The 18,344-nt window shown below is 71.1% G+C and carries 14 protein-coding genes and 4 tRNA genes; 8 read left to right on the top strand and 10 right to left on the bottom strand.

Annotated features, from left to right (window positions below; translation table 11 throughout):
• Nucleotides 1-50: 50 nt before the first annotated feature.
• The 4 genes from ACWCV3_RS23965 to purM all read left to right on the top strand — a co-directional run bounded on the left by ACWCV3_RS23965 (nucleotide 51) and on the right by purM (nucleotide 4,148).
• Nucleotides 51-806 carry a sterol carrier family protein gene (locus tag ACWCV3_RS23965; RefSeq protein ID WP_451227700.1) on the top strand — a complete coding sequence of 252 codons (756 nt, stop codon included), beginning with the start codon at nucleotides 51-53 and terminating at the stop codon, nucleotides 804-806.
• A 58-nt stretch (nucleotides 807-864) separates the two neighbouring features.
• Nucleotides 865-1,305, top strand: a complete 441-nt coding sequence (locus ACWCV3_RS23960; RefSeq protein WP_451227697.1) for an META domain-containing protein — start codon at nucleotides 865-867, stop codon at nucleotides 1,303-1,305.
• A gap of 200 nt (nucleotides 1,306-1,505) precedes the next feature.
• Entirely contained in the window at nucleotides 1,506-3,035 is a 1,530-nt protein-coding gene (gene purF / locus ACWCV3_RS23955) for an amidophosphoribosyltransferase (protein WP_451227694.1), read from the top strand.
• Nucleotides 3,036-3,077: 42 nt separating this feature from the next.
• On the top strand, nucleotides 3,078-4,148 hold the full coding sequence (gene purM / locus ACWCV3_RS23950; RefSeq protein ID WP_451227691.1) for a phosphoribosylformylglycinamidine cyclo-ligase: 1,071 nt from the start codon (nucleotides 3,078-3,080) through the stop codon (nucleotides 4,146-4,148).
• 99 nt (nucleotides 4,149-4,247) lie between these two features.
• Here the strand turns inward: purM and ACWCV3_RS23945 are convergent, their stop codons facing one another.
• Complete coding sequence (locus ACWCV3_RS23945; protein WP_451227689.1) at nucleotides 4,248-4,496, bottom strand: DUF3073 domain-containing protein; 249 nt, start codon at nucleotides 4,494-4,496, stop codon at nucleotides 4,248-4,250.
• A gap of 346 nt (nucleotides 4,497-4,842) precedes the next feature.
• The gene (locus tag ACWCV3_RS23940) at nucleotides 4,843-5,937 is read right to left on the bottom strand and encodes a Leu/Phe/Val dehydrogenase (RefSeq protein WP_451227686.1); all 1,095 of its coding nucleotides are present in this window, start codon (nucleotides 5,935-5,937) and stop codon (nucleotides 4,843-4,845) included.
• 247 nt (nucleotides 5,938-6,184) lie between these two features.
• Here ACWCV3_RS23940 and ACWCV3_RS23935 point away from each other — a divergent pair, with 247 nt between their 5' ends.
• Together ACWCV3_RS23935 and bldC are read left to right on the top strand one after the other, a co-directional pair.
• Nucleotides 6,185-7,027 carry a hypothetical protein gene (locus ACWCV3_RS23935; protein WP_451227683.1) on the top strand — a complete coding sequence of 281 codons (843 nt, stop codon included), beginning with the start codon at nucleotides 6,185-6,187 and terminating at the stop codon, nucleotides 7,025-7,027.
• A 531-nt stretch (nucleotides 7,028-7,558) separates the two neighbouring features.
• Nucleotides 7,559-7,765, top strand: a complete 207-nt coding sequence (bldC, locus tag ACWCV3_RS23930; protein WP_003949541.1) for a developmental transcriptional regulator BldC — start codon at nucleotides 7,559-7,561, stop codon at nucleotides 7,763-7,765.
• A 652-nt stretch (nucleotides 7,766-8,417) separates the two neighbouring features.
• Here bldC and ACWCV3_RS23925 read toward each other — a convergent pair.
• From ACWCV3_RS23925 to ACWCV3_RS23890, 8 genes are all read right to left on the bottom strand, one after another.
• A tRNA-Asp gene (locus ACWCV3_RS23925) sits at nucleotides 8,418-8,492 on the bottom strand.
• 95 nt (nucleotides 8,493-8,587) lie between these two features.
• The gene (gene hrpA, locus ACWCV3_RS23920; RefSeq protein ID WP_451227680.1) at nucleotides 8,588-12,532 is read right to left on the bottom strand and encodes an ATP-dependent RNA helicase HrpA; all 3,945 of its coding nucleotides are present in this window, start codon (nucleotides 12,530-12,532) and stop codon (nucleotides 8,588-8,590) included.
• A 75-nt stretch (nucleotides 12,533-12,607) separates the two neighbouring features.
• Nucleotides 12,608-12,946 carry a hypothetical protein gene (locus tag ACWCV3_RS23915; protein ID WP_451227677.1) on the bottom strand — a complete coding sequence of 113 codons (339 nt, stop codon included), beginning with the start codon at nucleotides 12,944-12,946 and terminating at the stop codon, nucleotides 12,608-12,610.
• Between the two features lie 149 nt (nucleotides 12,947-13,095).
• A tRNA-Phe gene (locus tag ACWCV3_RS23910) sits at nucleotides 13,096-13,169 on the bottom strand.
• A 24-nt stretch (nucleotides 13,170-13,193) separates the two neighbouring features.
• Nucleotides 13,194-13,268, bottom strand: a tRNA-Asp gene (locus ACWCV3_RS23905).
• 216 nt (nucleotides 13,269-13,484) lie between these two features.
• Nucleotides 13,485-13,560: transfer RNA gene (locus ACWCV3_RS23900), tRNA-Glu, on the bottom strand.
• Nucleotides 13,561-13,673: 113 nt separating this feature from the next.
• The gene (locus ACWCV3_RS23895) at nucleotides 13,674-15,176 is read right to left on the bottom strand and encodes a metallophosphoesterase family protein (RefSeq protein WP_451227674.1); all 1,503 of its coding nucleotides are present in this window, start codon (nucleotides 15,174-15,176) and stop codon (nucleotides 13,674-13,676) included.
• A gap of 9 nt (nucleotides 15,177-15,185) precedes the next feature.
• Nucleotides 15,186-15,536 (bottom strand): metallopeptidase family protein, encoded by a 351-nt coding sequence (locus ACWCV3_RS23890; RefSeq protein WP_451227671.1) that lies wholly within the window; start codon nucleotides 15,534-15,536, stop codon nucleotides 15,186-15,188.
• A 157-nt stretch (nucleotides 15,537-15,693) separates the two neighbouring features.
• Here ACWCV3_RS23890 and ACWCV3_RS23885 point away from each other — a divergent pair, with 157 nt between their 5' ends.
• Both ACWCV3_RS23885 and ACWCV3_RS23880 read left to right on the top strand, forming a co-directional pair.
• Nucleotides 15,694-16,206: a hypothetical protein gene (locus tag ACWCV3_RS23885; protein ID WP_451227668.1), complete on the top strand. Its 513-nt coding sequence runs from the start codon at nucleotides 15,694-15,696 to the stop codon at nucleotides 16,204-16,206.
• A gap of 227 nt (nucleotides 16,207-16,433) precedes the next feature.
• A partial coding sequence (locus ACWCV3_RS23880; RefSeq protein ID WP_451227665.1) for a DEAD/DEAH box helicase occupies nucleotides 16,434-18,344 on the top strand: 1,911 nt, incomplete at its 3' end.

The following is an 18,344-nucleotide window of genomic DNA, read 5'->3' as shown; positions in this document are numbered from 1 at the left end:
ACGGCCCCCGCCCATGCCGGGCGGGGGCCGTCCCGGCATAGGGTCGCTCCATGCCTCCGGCCAAGAAGCGCGCCCGTAAGTACGACCCCCTCCGGACCCGTGCCGCCGTGCTCGCGCAGCTCGGCGCGGTGCGTCAGGCCGTGGAGGGACTCGATCCCGGTCGGCTCGCCCTGCCCACGAGGCGGGACGGGACGACCGTGCGGGAGCTGGCGGCGCAGGTCGCCGCGTCCGTCGTCGCCGTACGGCAGGCGGTGGAACGGCCGGCCCGGTCCAAGCAGACGCTGCCGCTCGCGGAGTGGCCGCTGCGCGGGGACGCCGCCCTCCCTCCCGTGCCGGTCGGTCTGGCCGGCGCCGAGGCCGATCTGCGTGCCCTGCTGGACGACCACCCGGGCAGCCCGCTGGTGGACACCGGTGCCGGGGTGCTGCCGCTCGACGAGTACCTGGTCACCCGTGCCGTCGAACTGGTCCTCGCCGCCGACGACCTGTCCGACGCGGTACCGGGGCTGGAGGTGCCGCAGGACCGGCACGCCCTCGCCGCCGCGACCCGGCTGCTCGCCGACGCCCTCGCCGCGAAGGCACCCGGCGGCTCGACCGAGGTGCGGGTGCCGCCCTACGCCGTGGTGCAGTGCGTCGAGGGGCTCCGGCACACCCGGGGCACCCCGCCCAACGTGGTCGAGACCGATCCGCTCACCTGGGTACGCCTCGCCACCGGCCGTCTGAGCTGGGCGGACGCCGTCGCGCGGGCCCAGGTGAGCGCCAGCGGGGAGCGCGCGGACCTCTCCGGGCTGCTGCCGCTGGGCGGATAGCGGGGAACCCCGGCCGCGCCGCGCACGTCGGAGGGGTATGGACCGGCACAGGCAGCGCATGACACTGACCGTGGCCGCCGCGCTCGTACCGCTCGCGGTGGCCTGTGGGAACGACACCGTCGACACCGGCAGCGGCTCGGTGGCCCCACCGCCGAAGCTCACCGGCACCGACTGGCGGGTGGACAGCGTCACCGAGGGCGGCACGACGCTCAGCGCCCCCGCGGCCGCCCGCATCCGCATCGACGACGAGGGCCGCGCGAGCGGCAACCTCGGCTGCAACACCTTCTCCGCGCCCACCACCGTCGACGGCGGCCGGATCGACTTCGGCACCCTGCGCACGACCCGGATGGCCTGCGACGAAACCAGGACGACCTTCGAGCGCGCGCTCACCCGCGCCCTCGGCTCCGGCGCCCTGACCGCCCGTGGCGACGACGGGGCGCTCACGCTCACCACGGGCAAGGGCGGGCGCGTACAGCTCACGCAGAGCGCGGCCGGATGATGTGCGACAACTCACTCAGGACCGCCCCCAGAGGCCCCAGGAGCGCTCACCTGAGCCCGGGCCGCCCCTGCCCCGACTCGCGATCACCTCTCTGACCTGCATAAACGCAAAATCCACCAAAGTGATCGCGAGTCCGGGTTCGGCGGGGGCCACATATCCCTGATTCGGCCCAGTGGTCGGCCTCGCCTACACTCGGGGACGTGCCACGTGGTGACGGTCGACTCAATCACGATCTGCTTCCCGGCGAGAAGGGCCCCCAGGACGCTTGCGGCGTCTTCGGTGTCTGGGCGCCTGGCGAAGAGGTCGCAAAGCTCACGTACTTCGGGCTCTACGCCCTCCAGCACCGGGGTCAGGAATCCGCGGGAATCGCGGTCAGCAATGGCTCCCAGATCCTCGTCTTCAAGGACATGGGCCTGGTCTCCCAGGTCTTCGACGAAACCTCGCTCGGTTCGCTCCAGGGTCATATCGCGGTCGGTCACGCCCGCTACTCGACCACCGGCGCCTCCGTGTGGGAGAACGCCCAGCCGACGTTCCGCGCCACCGCGCACGGCTCGATCGCGCTCGGCCACAACGGCAACCTGGTCAACACCGCCCAGCTGGCGGAGATGGTCGCCGACCTGCCCAAGGACACCAACGGCCGCTCCACCCGGGTCGCGGCCACCAACGACACCGATCTGCTGACGGCGCTCCTCGCCGCGCAGACCGACGAGGACGGCAAGCCGCTGACCATCGAGGAGGGCGCCCACGCGGTGCTCCCCAAGGTGAAGGGCGCCTTCAGCCTCGTCTTCATGGACGAACACACCCTCTACGCCGCCCGTGACCCGCAGGGCATCCGCCCCCTGGTCCTCGGCCGGCTGGAGCGCGGCTGGGTGGTCGCCTCCGAGTCCGCCGCGCTCGACATCTGCGGCGCGTCCTACGTCCGGGAGATCGAGCCGGGCGAGTTCATCGCCATCGACGAGAACGGTCTGCGCAGCTCCCGATTCGCGGAAGCGAAGCCCAAGGGCTGTGTCTTCGAGTACGTGTACCTGGCCCGCCCGGACACCGACATCGCCGGCCGGAACGTCTATCTGTCCCGCGTCGAGATGGGCCGCCGCCTCGCCAAGGAGGCGCCCGCCGAGGCAGACCTGGTCATAGCGACCCCGGAGTCCGGCACCCCGGCCGCGATCGGATACGCCGAGGCGTCCGGCATCCCCTTCGGCAACGGCCTGGTGAAGAACGCCTACGTCGGCCGGACCTTCATCCAGCCCTCGCAGACGATCCGCCAGCTCGGCATCCGGCTGAAGCTGAACCCGCTCAAGGAAGTCATCAAGGGCAAGCGCCTGGTGGTCGTGGACGACTCCATCGTGCGCGGCAACACCCAGCGGGCCCTGGTCCGCATGCTGCGCGAGGCGGGCGCGGCCGAGGTCCACATCCGGATCTCCTCGCCCCCGGTGAAGTGGCCCTGCTTCTTCGGCATCGACTTCGCCACCCGTGCCGAGCTGATCGCCAACGGCATGACGATCGAGGAGATCGGCACCAGCCTGGGCGCCGACTCGCTCTCGTACATCTCCATCGACGGCATGATCGAGGCGACCACCATCGCCAAGCCGGACCTGTGCCGCGCCTGCTTCGACGGTGAGTACCCGATGGATCTGCCCGACCCCGAGCTGCTCGGCAAGCAGCTGCTGGAGACCGAGCTGGCGGCCGGGCCCGCCACCACCGCCGCGGCCGACGCCATCCGGCGTCCCTGAGCTGCGCCGTCCGAGCAGTACGACAGGAAAGTTCTCTCAAGCATGTCCTCTGAGACCACGGGCGCCAGCTACGCGAGCGCGGGCGTCGACATCGAGGCGGGCGACCGCGCCGTCGAGCTGATGAAGGAGTGGGTGAGGAAGACCCGCCGCCCCGAGGTCCTCGGCGGCATCGGCGGCTTCGCCGGCCTCTTCGACGCCTCCGCCCTCAAGCGCTACGAGCGCCCGCTGCTCGCCTCCGCCACGGACGGGGTGGGCACCAAGGTGGACATCGCGCGCCGCCTCGGCGTGTACGACACCATCGGGCACGACCTGGTCGCCATGGTCATGGACGACATCGTGGTGTGCGGCGCCGAGCCGCTCTTCATGACCGACTACATCTGTGTCGGCAAGGTCCACCCCGAGCGGGTCGCCGCGATCGTCAAGGGCATCGCGGAGGGCTGTGTGCTCGCCGGCTGCGCCCTGGTGGGCGGCGAGACCGCCGAGCACCCCGGACTGCTCGGTCCGGACGACTTCGACGTGGCCGGCGCCGGTACCGGCGTGGTGGAGGCCGACCGGCTGCTGGGCCCCGACCGCATCCGCTCCGGCGACGTGGTGATCGCCATGGCGTCCTCCGGGCTTCACTCCAACGGGTACTCCCTGGTTCGCCACGTCCTGCTGGAGCGGGCCGGGCTGGCGCTGGAGAGCGAGGTCGCGGAGCTGGGCCGGACGCTGGGCGAGGAGCTGCTGGAGCCCACGAAGATCTACTCGCTGGACTGCCTGGCGCTGACCCGCACCACCGAGGTGCGCGCCTTCTCGCACATCACCGGCGGCGGCCTCGCGGCCAACCTGGCCCGGGTGATCCCGGACGGCCTCCACGCCACCGTGGACCGCTCCACCTGGGCGCCGGGTCCGGTCTTCGACCTGGTCGGCCGGAGCGGCGACGTGGCCCGGCTGGAGCTGGAGAAGACGCTGAACATGGGCGTCGGCATGATGGCCGTCGTCCCGGCGGAGTCCGTGGAGGCGGCCCTGACCACGCTGGCCGACCGGGGCGTCGAGTCCTGGGTGGCCGGCACGATCGCCGAGCGCGGCGAGCAGGAGAGCGCCGCCGGGCTCGTCGGCGACTACGCGGTCTAGCGCCGCCGCCGGCCGGTGGCCGGACAGCACGGAAAGCCGGTCGGTGGCAGTGCCACCGACCGGCTTTCCGTTGCTCATCGCAACGTGCTCAGTGCATGGTCAAGCGCCGCGACGCTGCTGTGAGGGACCGTCGTCCTCGTCCTCGTCGTCCTCATAGAGGTCGGCGTAACGGGAGTAGAGGTCTTCCTCGTCGTCCTCATCTTCCTCGAACGGCTCGCTGTTCGGCGGCTGGTTCGAAGTCGATGCGCCCAGTTCACTGGCCAGACGCGACAGATCAGTCCCACCGCTGTTGTACTTCAGCTGGCGGGCGACCTTCGTCTGCTTGGCCTTGGCCCGGCCGCGCCCCATGGCTCGACCCCCTCGGTGACGGGGCTCAACGGCCCCAGAGTCTGACACGCGTTCATGATCCGAAACGGACTCCCCGCAGAGAGGCCGGTCCGTAGGGCTTCCACGGTACCTGAGCCCGCGCCCATACGGTACGTCGCCCGCAGCACGCGCGTGTGCACAGGACCCGCGAGGAGCCCTGTCCTCGCTGGTCAATGGCGATTTTAACCACTTATCCGGCTACGACCCGCCGACGGAAGTGACAGTTCTCTCCAAGTTGCCCCCGGCGGGTACCGCCGGGGGCCCTCGGGTGCCCACCCGCACGCGGGCCGGGCAAGATCACCGGGTCCGTGTCTCCCCGGCGTGTCGGTCAGCGCGGGGCGCGCGCGTCGGCCATCCGCTGCTCGGCGATCCGGTCGGCCGCCGCGGCGGGCGGAACCCCGTCCGTCTTCGCACGCGCGAAGATCGCCAGCGTGGTGTCGAAGATCTTCGCGGCCTTCGCCCGGCACCGCTCGAAGTCGAAGCCGTGCAGCTCGTCGGCGACCTGGATGACCCCGCCCGCGTTCACCACGTAGTCCGGCGCGTAGAGGATGCCCCGGTCCTGGAGGTCCTTCTCCACACCGGGGTGGGCGAGCTGGTTGTTGGCCGCGCCGCACACCACGGACGCGGTGAGCACCGGCACCGTGTGGTCGTCCAGCGCCCCGCCGAGCGCGCAGGGGGCGTAGATGTCGAGCCCCTCCAGCCGGATCAGCTCCTCGGTGTCCGCGACCCGGCGCACGGCCGGGTGGGCCTCGACGATGCCGTCCACGGCCTCGCCGCGCACGTCCGTCACCACGACCCGCGCGCCCTCCGCGAGCAGATGCCCGACCAGGTGGCGGCCGACCTTGCCGACGCCCGCGATGCCGACCACCCGGTCCCGCAGCGAGGGGTCGCCCCACAGGTGCTGGGCGGAGGCGCGCATGCCCTGGTAGACGCCGAACGCGGTGAGCACCGAGGAGTCGCCGGCGCCGCCCTGCTCGGGGGAGCGACCGGTGGTCCAGCGGCACTCGCGGGCCACCACGTCCATGTCGGCGACATAGGTGCCGACGTCGCACGCGGTGACGTAGCGGCCGCCGAGCGAGGCGACCATGCGGCCGTAGGCGAGCAGCAGCTCCTCCGTGCGGTCCCGTGCGGGGTCACCGATGATCACGGCCTTGCCGCCGCCGTGGTCGAGCCCGGCCATGGCGTTCTTGTACGACATTCCGCGCGCGAGCTGGAGCGCGTCGGCCACGGCCGCCGCCTCGTTCGGGTACGGGTGGAAGCGGGTGCCTCCGAGCGCGGGGCCCAGGGCGGTGGAGTGGATGGCGATGACGGCCTTCAGGCCGGTGGCGCGGTCCTGGCAGAGCACGACCTGCTCATGGCCGCCCTGGTCCGAGTGGAACAGGGTGTGCAGGACATCTGCGGTGGCGCCGGTTACCTCGGTCACTGTGGTGACTCCTGTGTAAGAAGCGGCGGGCGGGGCCGGGGCCCCTGGGGGTTCCCCCACACTTTTGGTGGCGGGGGAGGCGGCGGGGTGCTGCCACGCGGCGGTTGGGCCGCACGGCTGAGGGTAGAGCCTGCGCCCGGCCCGTGACCGGCCTCCGGCGAGGATCACCCACAGGTGCGACGCCCCGGCGGCGGCGTGGCACGATTCGCAGTGGTTTCGAGGTGACCCCGACGGGGAGGGAGCAGGCGTGGCCAAGGTGTCCTCGGTGATCGTCCCCTACGCCGCCTACCTGCGCGTGTACGAGCCGCTGGCCGCCTTCCCGGAGCCGGAGCGCGAGCACTGGGCCCGCTACGCCCGTCGCGCCGACCGCCCCACCTACCAGGACGAGTTGCGCCGTTCACTGGCCGACCTGCTGCCCACCCCGCCCGTCGCGGTCCCGGTGCACGAGAGCGCCGACGCGTTCGTGCTGGAGCGGGACGGTGTGGTCTTCGTCTGCCCCTGGCGCACCCGGCTGCGCGGCTGGCAGGCGCTGGCGGACCTGGGCGAGGAGCTGCCCGCCCCGGTGCTGGACGCGGTCCTCCCGCCCCTGGTGCGCGACCAGGCCGCCCAGGACTACGAGCGCTGGCTGGAGCGCAACCCCGGGGCGCGCCCCTGGATCCGCGGGGCGGCCTGGCAGATCCCGTTGAACTGGTTCGTGCTGGTCGCCGACGAGGAGCGCCGCTTCGAGCCGCGCAGCGGCGAGACCCCGGCCCTGCTGCGCTACCGCACGCCGATGGTGCAGGCCCGGCGCCGGGTGGCCCGGGCGCTGCGCACGCTCCGGGACACCGTGCAGGAGAGTCCGCTGATCGACGGTGTGCTGGACGTCGGCCGCTGGCTGGAGGAGTTCCACCCGCGTTCGGTGGTGGAGCTGGACTACGGCGGCCTGGTGCACGCGGTGCCGGGCGGGGTCCTGGAGGAGGACCACTCGGCGGCGGACGTGGCCGCCGGCATCGACGCGCTGCGCCGGGGCGACGAGAGCGCCGCGACCCGGGCCTACACCCGCCTCGCGACCCGCTGGCGCTCGGTCCGGGACCTGCGCTCGGCGAACTGAGCCGCCCCGGAGTGACGCACGTCACGGTCGAAATGGGCTCGAACAGCGTACGGTCTACGGAACTTGGACCGTTTGACGGGGCGTTGGCCTCGAACCGGGCTTTTGCCTCATTGGGTGATGGACGGCACTTACACGGCCCTTGCGTCTCTTGCCACTCCTCGTGCCAAAATAGGACAAGGAGTCCGGGGAGGGCTCTGTCTGCCCGTCTGTGCTCCACTATGGGTGGATTCTCTGCATTGCTAGCTTTGGGGGGTCTTGTGACTCCCGAGCGCCATGTGACTGATCGTCACATCGGCGTGACTGTCCGCTATGGCATGGTCCATCGGCTTCCGTCGTGGATGAACACCTGGGAGGGCAATTCCATCGGTTTGGCCGACGCGGCTGGACAGATGGTGTAGTTGTAGTGCCGAGGACAAGCCGTTCGTCCTATAACCGACTCGACTCGCGTCCGCCATTTCGGGCAACGCGGGTCAAGGTGCAGAATTTAGAGGAAAGAACCGAGAAGGTTCGGTTCTCCCGAGGAGGCCGCTCATGACCGCTCGCACCCCTGATGCCGAGCCGCTGCTGACCCCGGCTGAGGTCGCCACCATGTTCCGTGTCGACCCCAAGACGGTCACGCGGTGGGCGAAGGCCGGCAAGCTCACGTCGATCCGCACGCTCGGCGGGCATCGCCGCTACCGCGAGGCGGAGGTCCGCGCCCTGCTGGCGGGCATCCCGCAGCAGCGCAGCGAGGCATAACAACCGAACAACCGGGCAGAACGACCGGCCCCCCAACCGGCCGGGACGCCCGAACCCCAGCTCCACAACGACGCGGGCCTGCCCCAACAGGCCCCATGTCCACGCCGGACGAGTTCCGGAAGGCACGTGGCACCGAGAGCGTCATCGATCGCGCTGGACTCCGCCGGGTCCAGCGCGATCTTTTTTGTGCTCTCACGGGTGCCCGCGGGCCGCCGGGTGAGCGGCCCTGTCGGAGTCTGGGGAGGGCTGCGGGAAGTTCCCCTCGCCTGCCGCGGAAGCCCCGTGGGACACCCCGGGGGAGAGTGCAATTGCACATATTAAATCGACCCGTTGTAGGACAGCGGTAAAAACCCGGGTTTCAAAAACTCATGCCGTGACTCCCGTCACACGCCGAGATGCTTGTTGCCTCCTGCACGAGTGCGCTATTGATCCTCTCCGGCCTCACCGTCCCCTGTGGGAACAGGCGTTGGGGCAGCGGCCGGGAAAGGGCGCCGGCGGTGCCGAGCGGCCCTCAGGTGCCCGCCCAGGGGCGCCCGTGCCCCGTGCCGGGCCGAGGCCGACGTGCGCCGCCTCCGCAGGCCCCACGGGGTGCCCGTGGGCATCCGGAACGGCGGAAGGGCCCCCGGATTTCCGGGGGCCCTTCTCCTTGCTGCGGTCCTGACGGGATTTGAACCCGCGGCCTCCACCTTGACAGGGTGGCGAGCACTCCAAACTGCTCCACAGGACCATCTGGTGCGGCGCTTCGCTTCTGCGTTGCGCTGCGAGAAGGACTGTACAGGAGTCCGGGTGCCCGGGTCGAACTCACCCGGTGCGACCGCGCGGTTACGGCACGGCGGCGTCGATCGCCTTCACGATCCGCTTGTCGGAGATGGCGTACGCGGTGCCCAGCGCGTGGGCGAAGTAGCTGACCCGCAGTTCCTCCAGCATCCAGCGGATGTCCAGCACCTGCCGCGGCACCGGCCGCCCCTGGGGGAGCTGCTCCAGCAGCCACGCGTACTCGTCCCGCATCTCGTGGACCTTCTGCATGCGGGTGGTGTCCCGCTGGACGTTGCCCGGCATCTGCTGCAGGCGCCGGTCGGCGGCCACCAGATAGCGCATCAGGTCGGGCAGCCGCGCGATCCCCGCCCAGGTCACGAAGCCGGGCTTCACCAACGCGTCCAACTGCTGCCGCACGTCGGCCAGGTTGGCCGGCAGCGCGGGGCTGGAGACGGCCTTCAGGCGCCGTTCGCACGCCTGCCAGGCGGCCAGCACCTGCTGCACCTGGCCCACCGCACGCACGGTGGTGTCCACGATGTCGGCCCGCACCTTGTCGTAGAGCTTCCGGTACGACTCCTCGTCCCACACCGGGCCGCCGAAGTCCGCGATCAGCTTGTCGGCCGCCGCCATGGCACAGTCGTCGAACAGTGCCTGCACCGAACCGTGCGGGTTGGCGGAGAGCGCGAGCTTCTGCGCGTTGGTCAGCTTCTCGGACGCGAACTTGGCCGGGTTCACCGGGATGTTGCGCAGGATCAGCCGGCGTACGCCCTTCCACATCGCCTCGGCCTGCTCCTCCTCGGTGTCGAAGAGGCGGACGGAGACGGTGTCGCCGTCGTCCACCAGCGCCGGGTACGCCTTCACCGGCTGCCCGGCCCGGCGGGTCTCGAAGACCCGGCTGAGCGTGCCGATCGACCAGTCGGTCAGGCCCGAGCGCTCCAGCGAGGGACCACCCTGCCGGGACGCGGTGGCGGCGGCAGCCTGGGAGATGGCCTTGCGGGCCTTCGGACGCAGCTGGAGCTTGAGCGCCTCCAGGTCCTTGTCCTCGGCCAGCTTGCGGCGCCGCTCGTCGACGATGCGGAAGGTGACCTTCAGGTGGTCCGGCACCTTCGCCCAGTCGAAGTCCTCGGCCTCGAAGGGCACGCCCACCATGCGCTTCAGCTCGCGCGCCATGGTGGTCGCCAGCGGCTCCTGGAGGGGGACCGCCCGCTGGAGGAACTTCTTGGCGTAGTTCGGCGCCGGGACGTAGTTGCGGCGGATCGGCTTGGGCAGCGAGCGGATCAGCTCGGTGACCACCTCCTCGCGCAGACCCGGGATCTGCCAGTCGAAGCCCTCGCCGGTGACCTGGTTGAGGACCTGGAGCGGGATGTGCACGGTCACGCCGTCGGCGTCCGCGCCCGGCTCGAACTGGTAGGTCACCCGGAACTTCAGCTCGCCCTGGCGCCAACTGTCCGGGTAGTCGGCCTTGGTGACCGCCTCCGCCGACTCCCGGATGAGCATCTCCCGCTCGAAGTCCAGGTACTCGGGCTGCTCGTGCCGCTTGCGCTTCCACCAGGAGTCGAAGTGGGCCCCGGAGACGACGTGTTCGGGCACCCGCTGGTCGTAGAAGTCGAACAGCGTCTCGTCGTCCACGACGATGTCCCGGCGCCGCGCCCGGTGCTCCAGCTCCTCGACCTCGCTGAGCAGCCTGCGGTTGTCGGCGAAGAACTTGTGGTGGGTGCGCCAGTCGCCCTCGACTAGGGCGTTGCGGATGAACAGCTCGCGGGAGATCCCGGGGTCGATCCGCCCGTAGTTCACCTTGCGCTGGGCCACGATCGGCACGCCGTACAGCGTCACCTTCTCGTACGCCATCACGGCCGCCTGGTCCTTCTCCCAGTGCGGTTCGCTGTACGTGCGCTTCAGCAGGTGGCCGGCGAGCGGCTCGACCCACTCCGGCTCGATCCTGGCGTTGACGCGGGCCCAGAGCCGGGAGGTCTCCACCAGCTCGGCGGACATCAGGAACCTCGGCTGCTTCTTGAACAGCGAGGAGCCGGGGAAGACCGCGAACTTGGCGTTGCGGGCGCCCAGGTACTCGTTCTTGTTGCCGTCCTTCACGTCCTTCATCCCGACGTGGGAGAGCAGGCCCGCGAGGAGCGAGACATGGACGCGGTCGGCGGGGGCGTCGTCCTCGTTGAGATGGATGTCCATCTGCTTGGCGACCGTGCGGAGCTGGAGGTAGATGTCCTGCCACTCCCGCACCCGCAGGAAGTTCAGGTACTCCTGCTTGCACATCCGGCGGAACGAGGAGGAGCCGCGCTCCTTCTGCTGCTCGCGCAGGTACCGCCACAGGTTGAGGTACGCCAGGAAGTCGCTGGTCTCGTCACGGAAACGGGCGTGCTGCTGGTCGGCCTGGGCCTGCTTGTCGGCCGGACGCTCCCGCGGGTCCTGGATGGACAGGGCGGCGGCGATGACCATGACCTCGCGGACACAGCCGTTCCTGGCGGCCTCCAGCACCATCCGCGCCAGACGCGGGTCGACCGGCAACTGGGCGAGCTTGCGGCCGGTGTCGGTGAGCCGCTTGCGTGGGTCCTTCTGCGCCGGGTCGAGGGCGTGCAGCTCCTGGAGCAACTGGACGCCGTCGCGGATGTTGCGGTGGTCCGGCGGGTCGATGAAGGGGAACTTCTCGATGTCACCGAGGCCGGCCGCGGTCATCTGGAGGATGACGGAGGCGAGGTTGGTCCGCAGGATCTCGGCGTCCGTGAACTCCGGCCGGGCGAGGAAGTCGTCCTCGCTGTACAGCCGGACGCAGATGCCGTCGGAGGTACGGCCGCAGCGGCCCTTGCGCTGGTTGGCGCTGGCCTGCGAGACCGGCTCGATGGGCAGCCGCTGGACCTTGGTGCGGTGGCTGTACCGGCTGATCCGGGCGAAGCCGGGGTCGATCACGTACTTGATGCCCGGCACGGTCAGCGAGGTCTCGGCGACGTTGGTCGCGAGCACGATCCGGCGCCCGGTGTGCTGCTGGAAGACCCGGTGCTGCTCGGCGTGCGAGAGGCGCGCGTACAGCGGCAGCACCTCGGTCGTCCGGTACTTCTTCTTCTCCAGCGCGTCCGCGGTGTCCCGGATCTCCCGCTCACCGGAGAGGAAGACGAGGATGTCGCCGGGCCCCTCGGCCATCAGTTCCTCGACGGCGTCGGTGATCGCGGTGATCTGGTCCCGGTCGGCGTCGGAGGAGTCCTCCTCCAGCAGCGGCCGGTAACGCACCTCCACCGGGTACGTGCGCCCGCTGACCTCGATGATCGGGGCGTCCCCGAAGTGCCGGGAGAACCGCTCCGGGTCGATGGTGGCCGAGGTGATGACGACCTTCAGGTCCGGCCGCTTCGGCAGCAGCTGGGCGAGGTAGCCCAGCAGGAAGTCGATGTTGAGGGACCGCTCGTGGGCCTCGTCGATGATGATCGTGTCGTAGGCGCGCAGCTCGCGGTCGTTCTGGATCTCCGCGAGGAGGATGCCGTCGGTCATCAGCTTGATGAAGGTGGCGTCCGGGTTCACCTGGTCGGTGAAGCGGACCTTCCAGCCGACGGTCTCGCCGAGCGGGGTGCGCAGCTCTTCGGCCACGCGCTCGGCGACCGTCCGGGCGGCGATGCGGCGGGGCTGGGTGTGCCCGATCATCCCGCGCAGGCCCCGGCCCAGCTCCACGCAGATCTTCGGGATCTGCGTGGTCTTCCCGGAGCCGGTCTCGCCGGCCACGATGACGACCTGGTGATCGCGGATGGCGGCCGCGATCTCGTCCTTCTTCTGGCTGACCGGAAGCTGCTCGGGATAGCTGACCGAGGGCACGCGGGAGCGCCGCTCGGCCATCCGGGAGGCGGCCTTGTCGACCTCGCCCTCCAGCTCGGCCAGAACGGCGGCACGCGCCTCCGGCTTACGGATCTTGCGTGCGCCCTCGAGCCTGCGCCCCAGCCGGTGCGCGTCACGCAGCGACAGGTCGGTCAGACGGGAGGCGAGAGACCCCAAGGCGGGGGCGGGATGCGTAGACATACGCGATCCAGGATCTCACCTCGGGGAAATTCCACGCGAACGAATTGACGCCGGGCCGCCGGGCGGGCGGCCGGGTCAGCAGGAGTTCATGCCGAGCCGGAAGCCGGACTTGTAGCCGTTCTTGAATCCCTGCTGGTAGTCGCGGTCCACGTCCCTCAGCGACATCCCCATGCCGACGTGGTGGTCGCCGTCGTGATGGTGGCAGTGCCGGCCGTCGCGGAAGCCGGACCTGAACCCGTCCCGGAATCCGCGCTGGTAGTCCTCCTGGGACGTGGGCGCCTTGGTCGTCGTCGTCACGTGAGACGGGGCGGGCGCCGCCGACGCCTGCTGGAGTCCGATCGGAGCGAGGACGACGCCGGCGGCCATGAAGACCGAACACAGGGCAGCCGTCCGCTTTCTGTTCGTGGCGGGCATGGAGTGCCCCCTAAAGTAATTTTTCCCCACGAATGGACGCTTTTCACTCTAGTCCCGCTCCATCTGCCTGCAACCGAGCTTCCGATGGCCTGGAAACGCAAGAACCCCCTCCAGCGACTGGAGGGGGTTCGGCCCGGATCGGGCGGTTGTGGCTGGGGCCGGGGTCGAACCGGCGACCTATCGCTTTTCAGGCGATCGCTCGTACCAACTGAGCTACCCAGCCACGAGGTTTCACGTGAAACCTCAGCGGTCCTGACGGGATTTGAACCCGCGGCCTCCACCTTGACAGGGTGGCGAGCACTCCAAACTGCTCCACAGGACCAGGCGCTGTACGACAGTGTCGCACAAGGTTGCGGGCCTTCCCAACACGCCCCCCACCGGGGTGAGGTGCGCATCTGCTGGGCTGACGTCGCTGGAGAAGCGTATCAGAGCGGGGGCGGTGCTCCGTACCGCGCTTTTCCGGCCCGGCGGGGCCCGGACGTGGGCAAACACGAAGGCCCGCCCTGGATCAGGGCGGGCCTTCATGACAAGTCCGCTGTGGTGCCCCCAACGGGATTCGAACCCGTGCTACCGCCTTGAAAGGGCGGCGTCCTAGGCCGCTAGACGATGAGGGCTATCGGCCCGCCTGGGCGCCGCATCGCGGCGCGTCGGGGACGTGTGCAGCATAGGGGATCGCGAGCGGTATGGGCAAAACCCTTCGCCGCGACGAGGGTGCGGGACCGGGAGCTCACCGCTGCACCAGGTGCCGGCTGACCTCGGCGGTGGTCCGCCCGAGCCCGCCCAGCCTGATCGCGTCCCATGCCTGCAGCCGGCGGGTGTCGCGGTCCAGGTAGAGCACCGACGCCTCGATCGGCGCCGGGTACTGGCCCTCCACCGCGCGCAGTCCGCTGCCGCCGGTCGAGCCCTCGCGGCGCAGCCGGGTGCCCAGCGGAAGGACCTTCGTGCCCTGGGTGTGCAGATGCCCGCAGAGCACCAGCGGCACCGTGCCGTCGGTCTCGGCGGCGGCCACCGGTTCGTGGGCCACCGCGACGTCCACCGGGGTGCCCTTGGCCCTCTGGTCCCGCAGCGCCGAGGCGAGCCGGGCACCCGCGAGCCGCTGCGCCGCGTCGCCGCCGGTGGCCCGGGAGCGGTCAGGGGTGAACTGTGGGTCGCCGGTGCCCGCGAAGCGCACCCCCGCGACCGTCTCGGCCGCGCCCTCGTCCAGCACGTGGGCGTTCTCGATCCCCTCCAGGCGGCGCTGGGTGGAGCGCGAGTCGTGGTTGCCCCGGACCCAGACGTACGGCGCGCCCAGGTCCTTCACCGGATCGAGGAAGCCGTTCTCCGCCGAGGTGCCGTGGTCCATGGTGTCGCCGGAGTCGACGATCACGTCGACCTTGTACTGGTCCACCAGCGAGCCGATGATCTTCCACGCGGCCGGGTTGAGGTGGATGTCGGATACGTGCAGGACCCGGATCGTGGAGGGGTCGGGCTGGTAGGCGGGGAGCGTGGAGGCGACGTCGTACAGCTTGGTCACGTTGGTCACCAGACGGGCCAGCTCCTGCTGGTAGACGTCGAAGTCGGTGACGATGCTGCGGGCGTTGCCCACGACGGACGGTGCCGAGGAGAGCAGGCCGGAGAACTTCGGCTCCAGTACCGACTCGGGCTTCCAGGTGGCCCATGCCGACACCCCGGAGGCCGCGAGCAGCGCGAGGGCGAGACCGCCGGCCGCGAGCGCGGGGCGCGGGCGGCGGTAGACGGCGAGGCCGAGCGCGGTCGCGCCGGTGACGACGGCCACGCACGAGCGCACCGCGAGATCGAACGTGCCGCGCTCGACGTCACGGGCCACCTCGTCCTGGAGCCCGGACAGTCGCTCGGGGTGGTCGACCAGCGCCTGGGCGCGGCCCGGGTCCAGCCGGTCCACGTCGACGTCCAGCCGGACCGGCGCGACATGGCTGTCGAGGGTCAGCGCGCCGAGCGGGGAGACGTCGACCTCGGTGCCGCCGCTGAGCGAGGGCCGCAGGGCCATGGTGGTGTCCATCGGGCCGACCGGGGTTCGGACGTCGCCGACGACCAGCAGGCCCAGCCACGCCCCGGCGAGCACGACACCCGTCAGGCCGAACGCCCTCCGCCACCGGCCGTCGCCCGCCCGGTGCGGGGGACGCCACCACTTCCGGCCGTGGGGCGGTTCCGGGGCTGCGGCGACGGCGACTCGGGGCATTGGTGCCCTATGCCCGGACCGCCGCCCGGACATGCGGGACGGTCAGCCCCAGCCCAGTTCGTGCAGCCGGGCGTCCTCGATGCCGAAGTGGTGCGCGACCTCGTGGACCACGGTGACGGCCACCTCGTGGACCACCTCCTCGGTGGTCCCGCAGTACCGCAGGGTGGGGCCCATGTAGATGCTGATGCGGTCCGGGAGGACCCCGGCGTACCACTCGCCGCGCTCGGTCAGCGGGGTGCCCTCGTACAGGCCGAGCAGTTCGGGGTCGTCGGGGGAGGGTTCGTCCTCCACGAAGACGGCCACGTTGTCCATGACCCGCGTCAGTTCCTGCGGGATCCGGTCCAGGGCCTCGCTCACCAGTTCTTCGAACCTGTCGCGTGTCATCTCCAGCACAGGCCCATTGTCGGCCAAGCGCGCCCGGCGCGGGGCGTGCCCGCGCGGTCCGCCGTGCACCGGCGGGCCGGGACGGTGGCGTGTCCTTGCGCGGGCGGCGGGAGTTGGGCAGGGCGTTCCCGATCCCCCGCTGTCGGAGGTGGCCGTCGTGTGCCGCTTGAACGTACCCGTCCGTCTGGTCGTCGCGGTGCTCGCCGCGGCCGCCGCCTCCGGTTGTGTGCACGTCGGTGACGACGCGGGCCCCCGCCGTACCCCGCACTCCGCCGCCCAGCGGGAGGGCGCGGACCCGGGGGGCGGGCCGGTGCCCGGGGGCGGCGGGGCCGAGGCGGACGACGCGGGCCGGGGCGACGGCAAGCACGGGCACGGCGGCAAGAAGAAGAAGCACGGCGAGCAGGCCTCCGCCTCGGCGGACGAACGGGAGCCGGGCGAGAGGGACTCGGCGGCGCCGTCCGGGCCGGGGCAGACGGTGCGGCCCGGCGAGCCGGTGCCCACGGGGGCTGAACCGACACCGCCCTCGGTGACCTCCGCGCCGCCCGGGCCCACCGCGTCGACCCCGCCCCCGCCCGTCACCGAGCCGCCGTCCGCCGAGCCGTCGTCCTCGGCCCACGAGGACCCCGCCCCGCAGCTCGGCCGACGGGTTCCGGTGCCCACGGTCCGGGTCGCGGTGTGAGTCCTCCGAGGGCGCCGAACCGGGGTTGACGAGCCGGTTTGCCTTCGGGGGTGGGGGGTGCGTATGGTGGTAGATCGTTTGATCCCATTTGCCCGGCGCCATCGCAGAGCGCGCCGTGTGGCGCGTACTCTCCTTTGCCGTGACAGACCGCATTGAGGCGGTTGTGTTGTGCGAATCACGGAGTTGACGGGCGCGTGCCGAGAGACTCCGGAAGGTTTCGCATTCGCATGTCCGTTTCCAGTACTGACCAGTTCGTCGCGCCCGAGAACCCCGAGGACGTGACCGCCCTCGTGGACGAGGCGGACGAGGTCACCGGTGTCGTCGAGGCCGACGACACCACCGACACCACCCCCGAGATCACCTTCGCCGACCTCGGTCTCCCCGAGGGCGTCGTGCGCAAGCTCGCGCAGAACGGCGTCACCACCCCCTTCCCGATCCAGGCCGCGACCATCCCGGACGCCCTGGCCGGCAAGGACATCCTCGGCCGTGGCCGCACCGGCTCCGGCAAGACCCTCTCCTTCGGTCTGCCCACCCTGGCCACGCTGGCCGGCGGCCGCACCGAGAAGAAGCGCCCGCGCGCCGTCATCCTGACGCCGACCCGCGAGCTGGCGATGCAGGTCGCCGACGCCCTCCAGCCCTACGGCGACGTGCTCGGCCTGAAGATGAAGGTCGTCTGCGGCGGTACCTCGATGGGCAACCAGATCTACGCCCTGGAGCGCGGTGTCGACGTCCTCGTCGCCACTCCGGGCCGTCTGCGCGACATCATCAACCGCGGCGCCTGCTCGCTGGAGGACGTCCAGATCGCCGTCCTCGACGAGGCCGACCAGATGTCCGACCTGGGCTTCCTGCCCGAGGTCACCGAGCTGCTCGACCAGGTCCCGGCCGGCGGCCAGCGCATGCTGTTCTCCGCGACCATGGAGAACGAGATCTCCACGCTGGTCAAGCGCTACCTGACCGACCCGGTCACGCACGAGGTCGACAGCGCGCAGGGCAACGTCACGACCATGTCGCACCACATCCTCATCGTGAAGCCCAAGGACAAGGCGCCGGTCACCGCCGCGATCGCCTCCCGCAAGGGCCGCACGATCATCTTCGTGCGCACCCAGCTCGGCGCCGACCGCATCGCCGAGCAGCTCCGCGACTCCGGTGTGAAGGCCGACGCGCTGCACGGCGGCATGACCCAGGGCGCCCGCACCCGGACGCTGGCCGACTTCAAGGACGGCTACGTCAACGCGCTCGTCGCCACCGACGTCGCCGCGCGCGGCATCCACGTCGACGGCATCGACCTGGTCCTCAACGTGGACCCGGCGGGCGACCACAAGGACTACCTGCACCGCTCCGGCCGTACCGCCCGCGCGGGCCGCTCCGGCACGGTCGTCTCGCTGTCCCTGCCGCACCAGCGCCGCCAGATCTTCCGGCTGATGGAGGACGCGGGCGTCGACGCCGCGCGCCACATCATCCAGGGGGCCGGCGCCTTCGAGCCCGAGGTCGCCGAGATCACCGGCGCCCGGTCCATGACCGAGGTGCAGGCCGAGTCCGCGGGCAACGCCGCTCAGCAGGCCGAGCGCGAGGTCGCCGGCCTGGTCAAGGAGCTGGAGCGCGCCCAGCGCCGCGCCGGTGAGCTGCGCGAGGAGGCCGACCGCCTGGTGGCGCGCGTCGCCCGTGAGCGCGGAGAGGACCCGGAGGCCGCCGTGGCCGAGGCGCAGGCGTCGGCCGAGCAGGCCGTGGCCGAGGCGACTGCCGAGGCGGAGCGTCCGGCCGCCCGGGAGACCGAGCGCGACGAGCGCCCGGCGGGCCGCCGTCCCTTCGACCGCGACCGTGGCGAGCGCCGTGACGACCGCGGTGGCCGTTCCTTCGAGCGTCGTGACGACCGTGGCGGCCGTTCCTTCGAGCGTCGTGACGACCGTGGTGGCCGTGGCTTCGAGCGTCGTGACGACCGCGGTGGCGAGCGTCGTTCCTTCAACCAGGACCGTGGCGACCGGGGTTTCGAGCGTCGTGACGACCGTGGCGGCCGTTCCTTCGAGCGTCGTGACGACCGTGGCGGCCGTGGCTTCGAGCGTCGTGACGACCGCGGTGGCGAGCGTCGTTCCTTCAACCAGGACCGTGGCGACCGGGGTTTCGAGCGTCGTGACGACCGT

The organism is Streptomyces sp. NPDC001781 (assembly GCF_053596035.1).
The sequence above is the reverse complement of the archived record's forward strand: the minus strand, read 5'-3'. Positions and strand labels throughout refer to the sequence as shown.

Coding starts and splice junctions, on each gene's coding strand:
- ACWCV3_RS23965 (WP_451227700.1), top strand. CDS start 51: ATGCCTCCGGCCAAGAAGCGCGCCCGTAAGTACGACCCCCTCCGGACC.
- ACWCV3_RS23960 (WP_451227697.1), top strand. CDS start 865: ATGACACTGACCGTGGCCGCCGCGCTCGTACCGCTCGCGGTGGCCTGT.
- purM (WP_451227691.1), top strand. CDS start 3,078: ATGTCCTCTGAGACCACGGGCGCCAGCTACGCGAGCGCGGGCGTCGAC.
- ACWCV3_RS23945 (WP_451227689.1), bottom strand. CDS start 4,496: ATGGGGCGCGGCCGGGCCAAGGCCAAGCAGACGAAGGTCGCCCGCCAG.
- bldC (WP_003949541.1), top strand. CDS start 7,559: ATGACCGCTCGCACCCCTGATGCCGAGCCGCTGCTGACCCCGGCTGAG.
- hrpA (WP_451227680.1), bottom strand. CDS start 12,532: ATGTCTACGCATCCCGCCCCCGCCTTGGGGTCTCTCGCCTCCCGTCTG.
- ACWCV3_RS23915 (WP_451227677.1), bottom strand. CDS start 12,946: ATGCCCGCCACGAACAGAAAGCGGACGGCTGCCCTGTGTTCGGTCTTC.
- ACWCV3_RS23895 (WP_451227674.1), bottom strand. CDS start 15,176: ATGTCCGGGCGGCGGTCCGGGCATAGGGCACCAATGCCCCGAGTCGCC.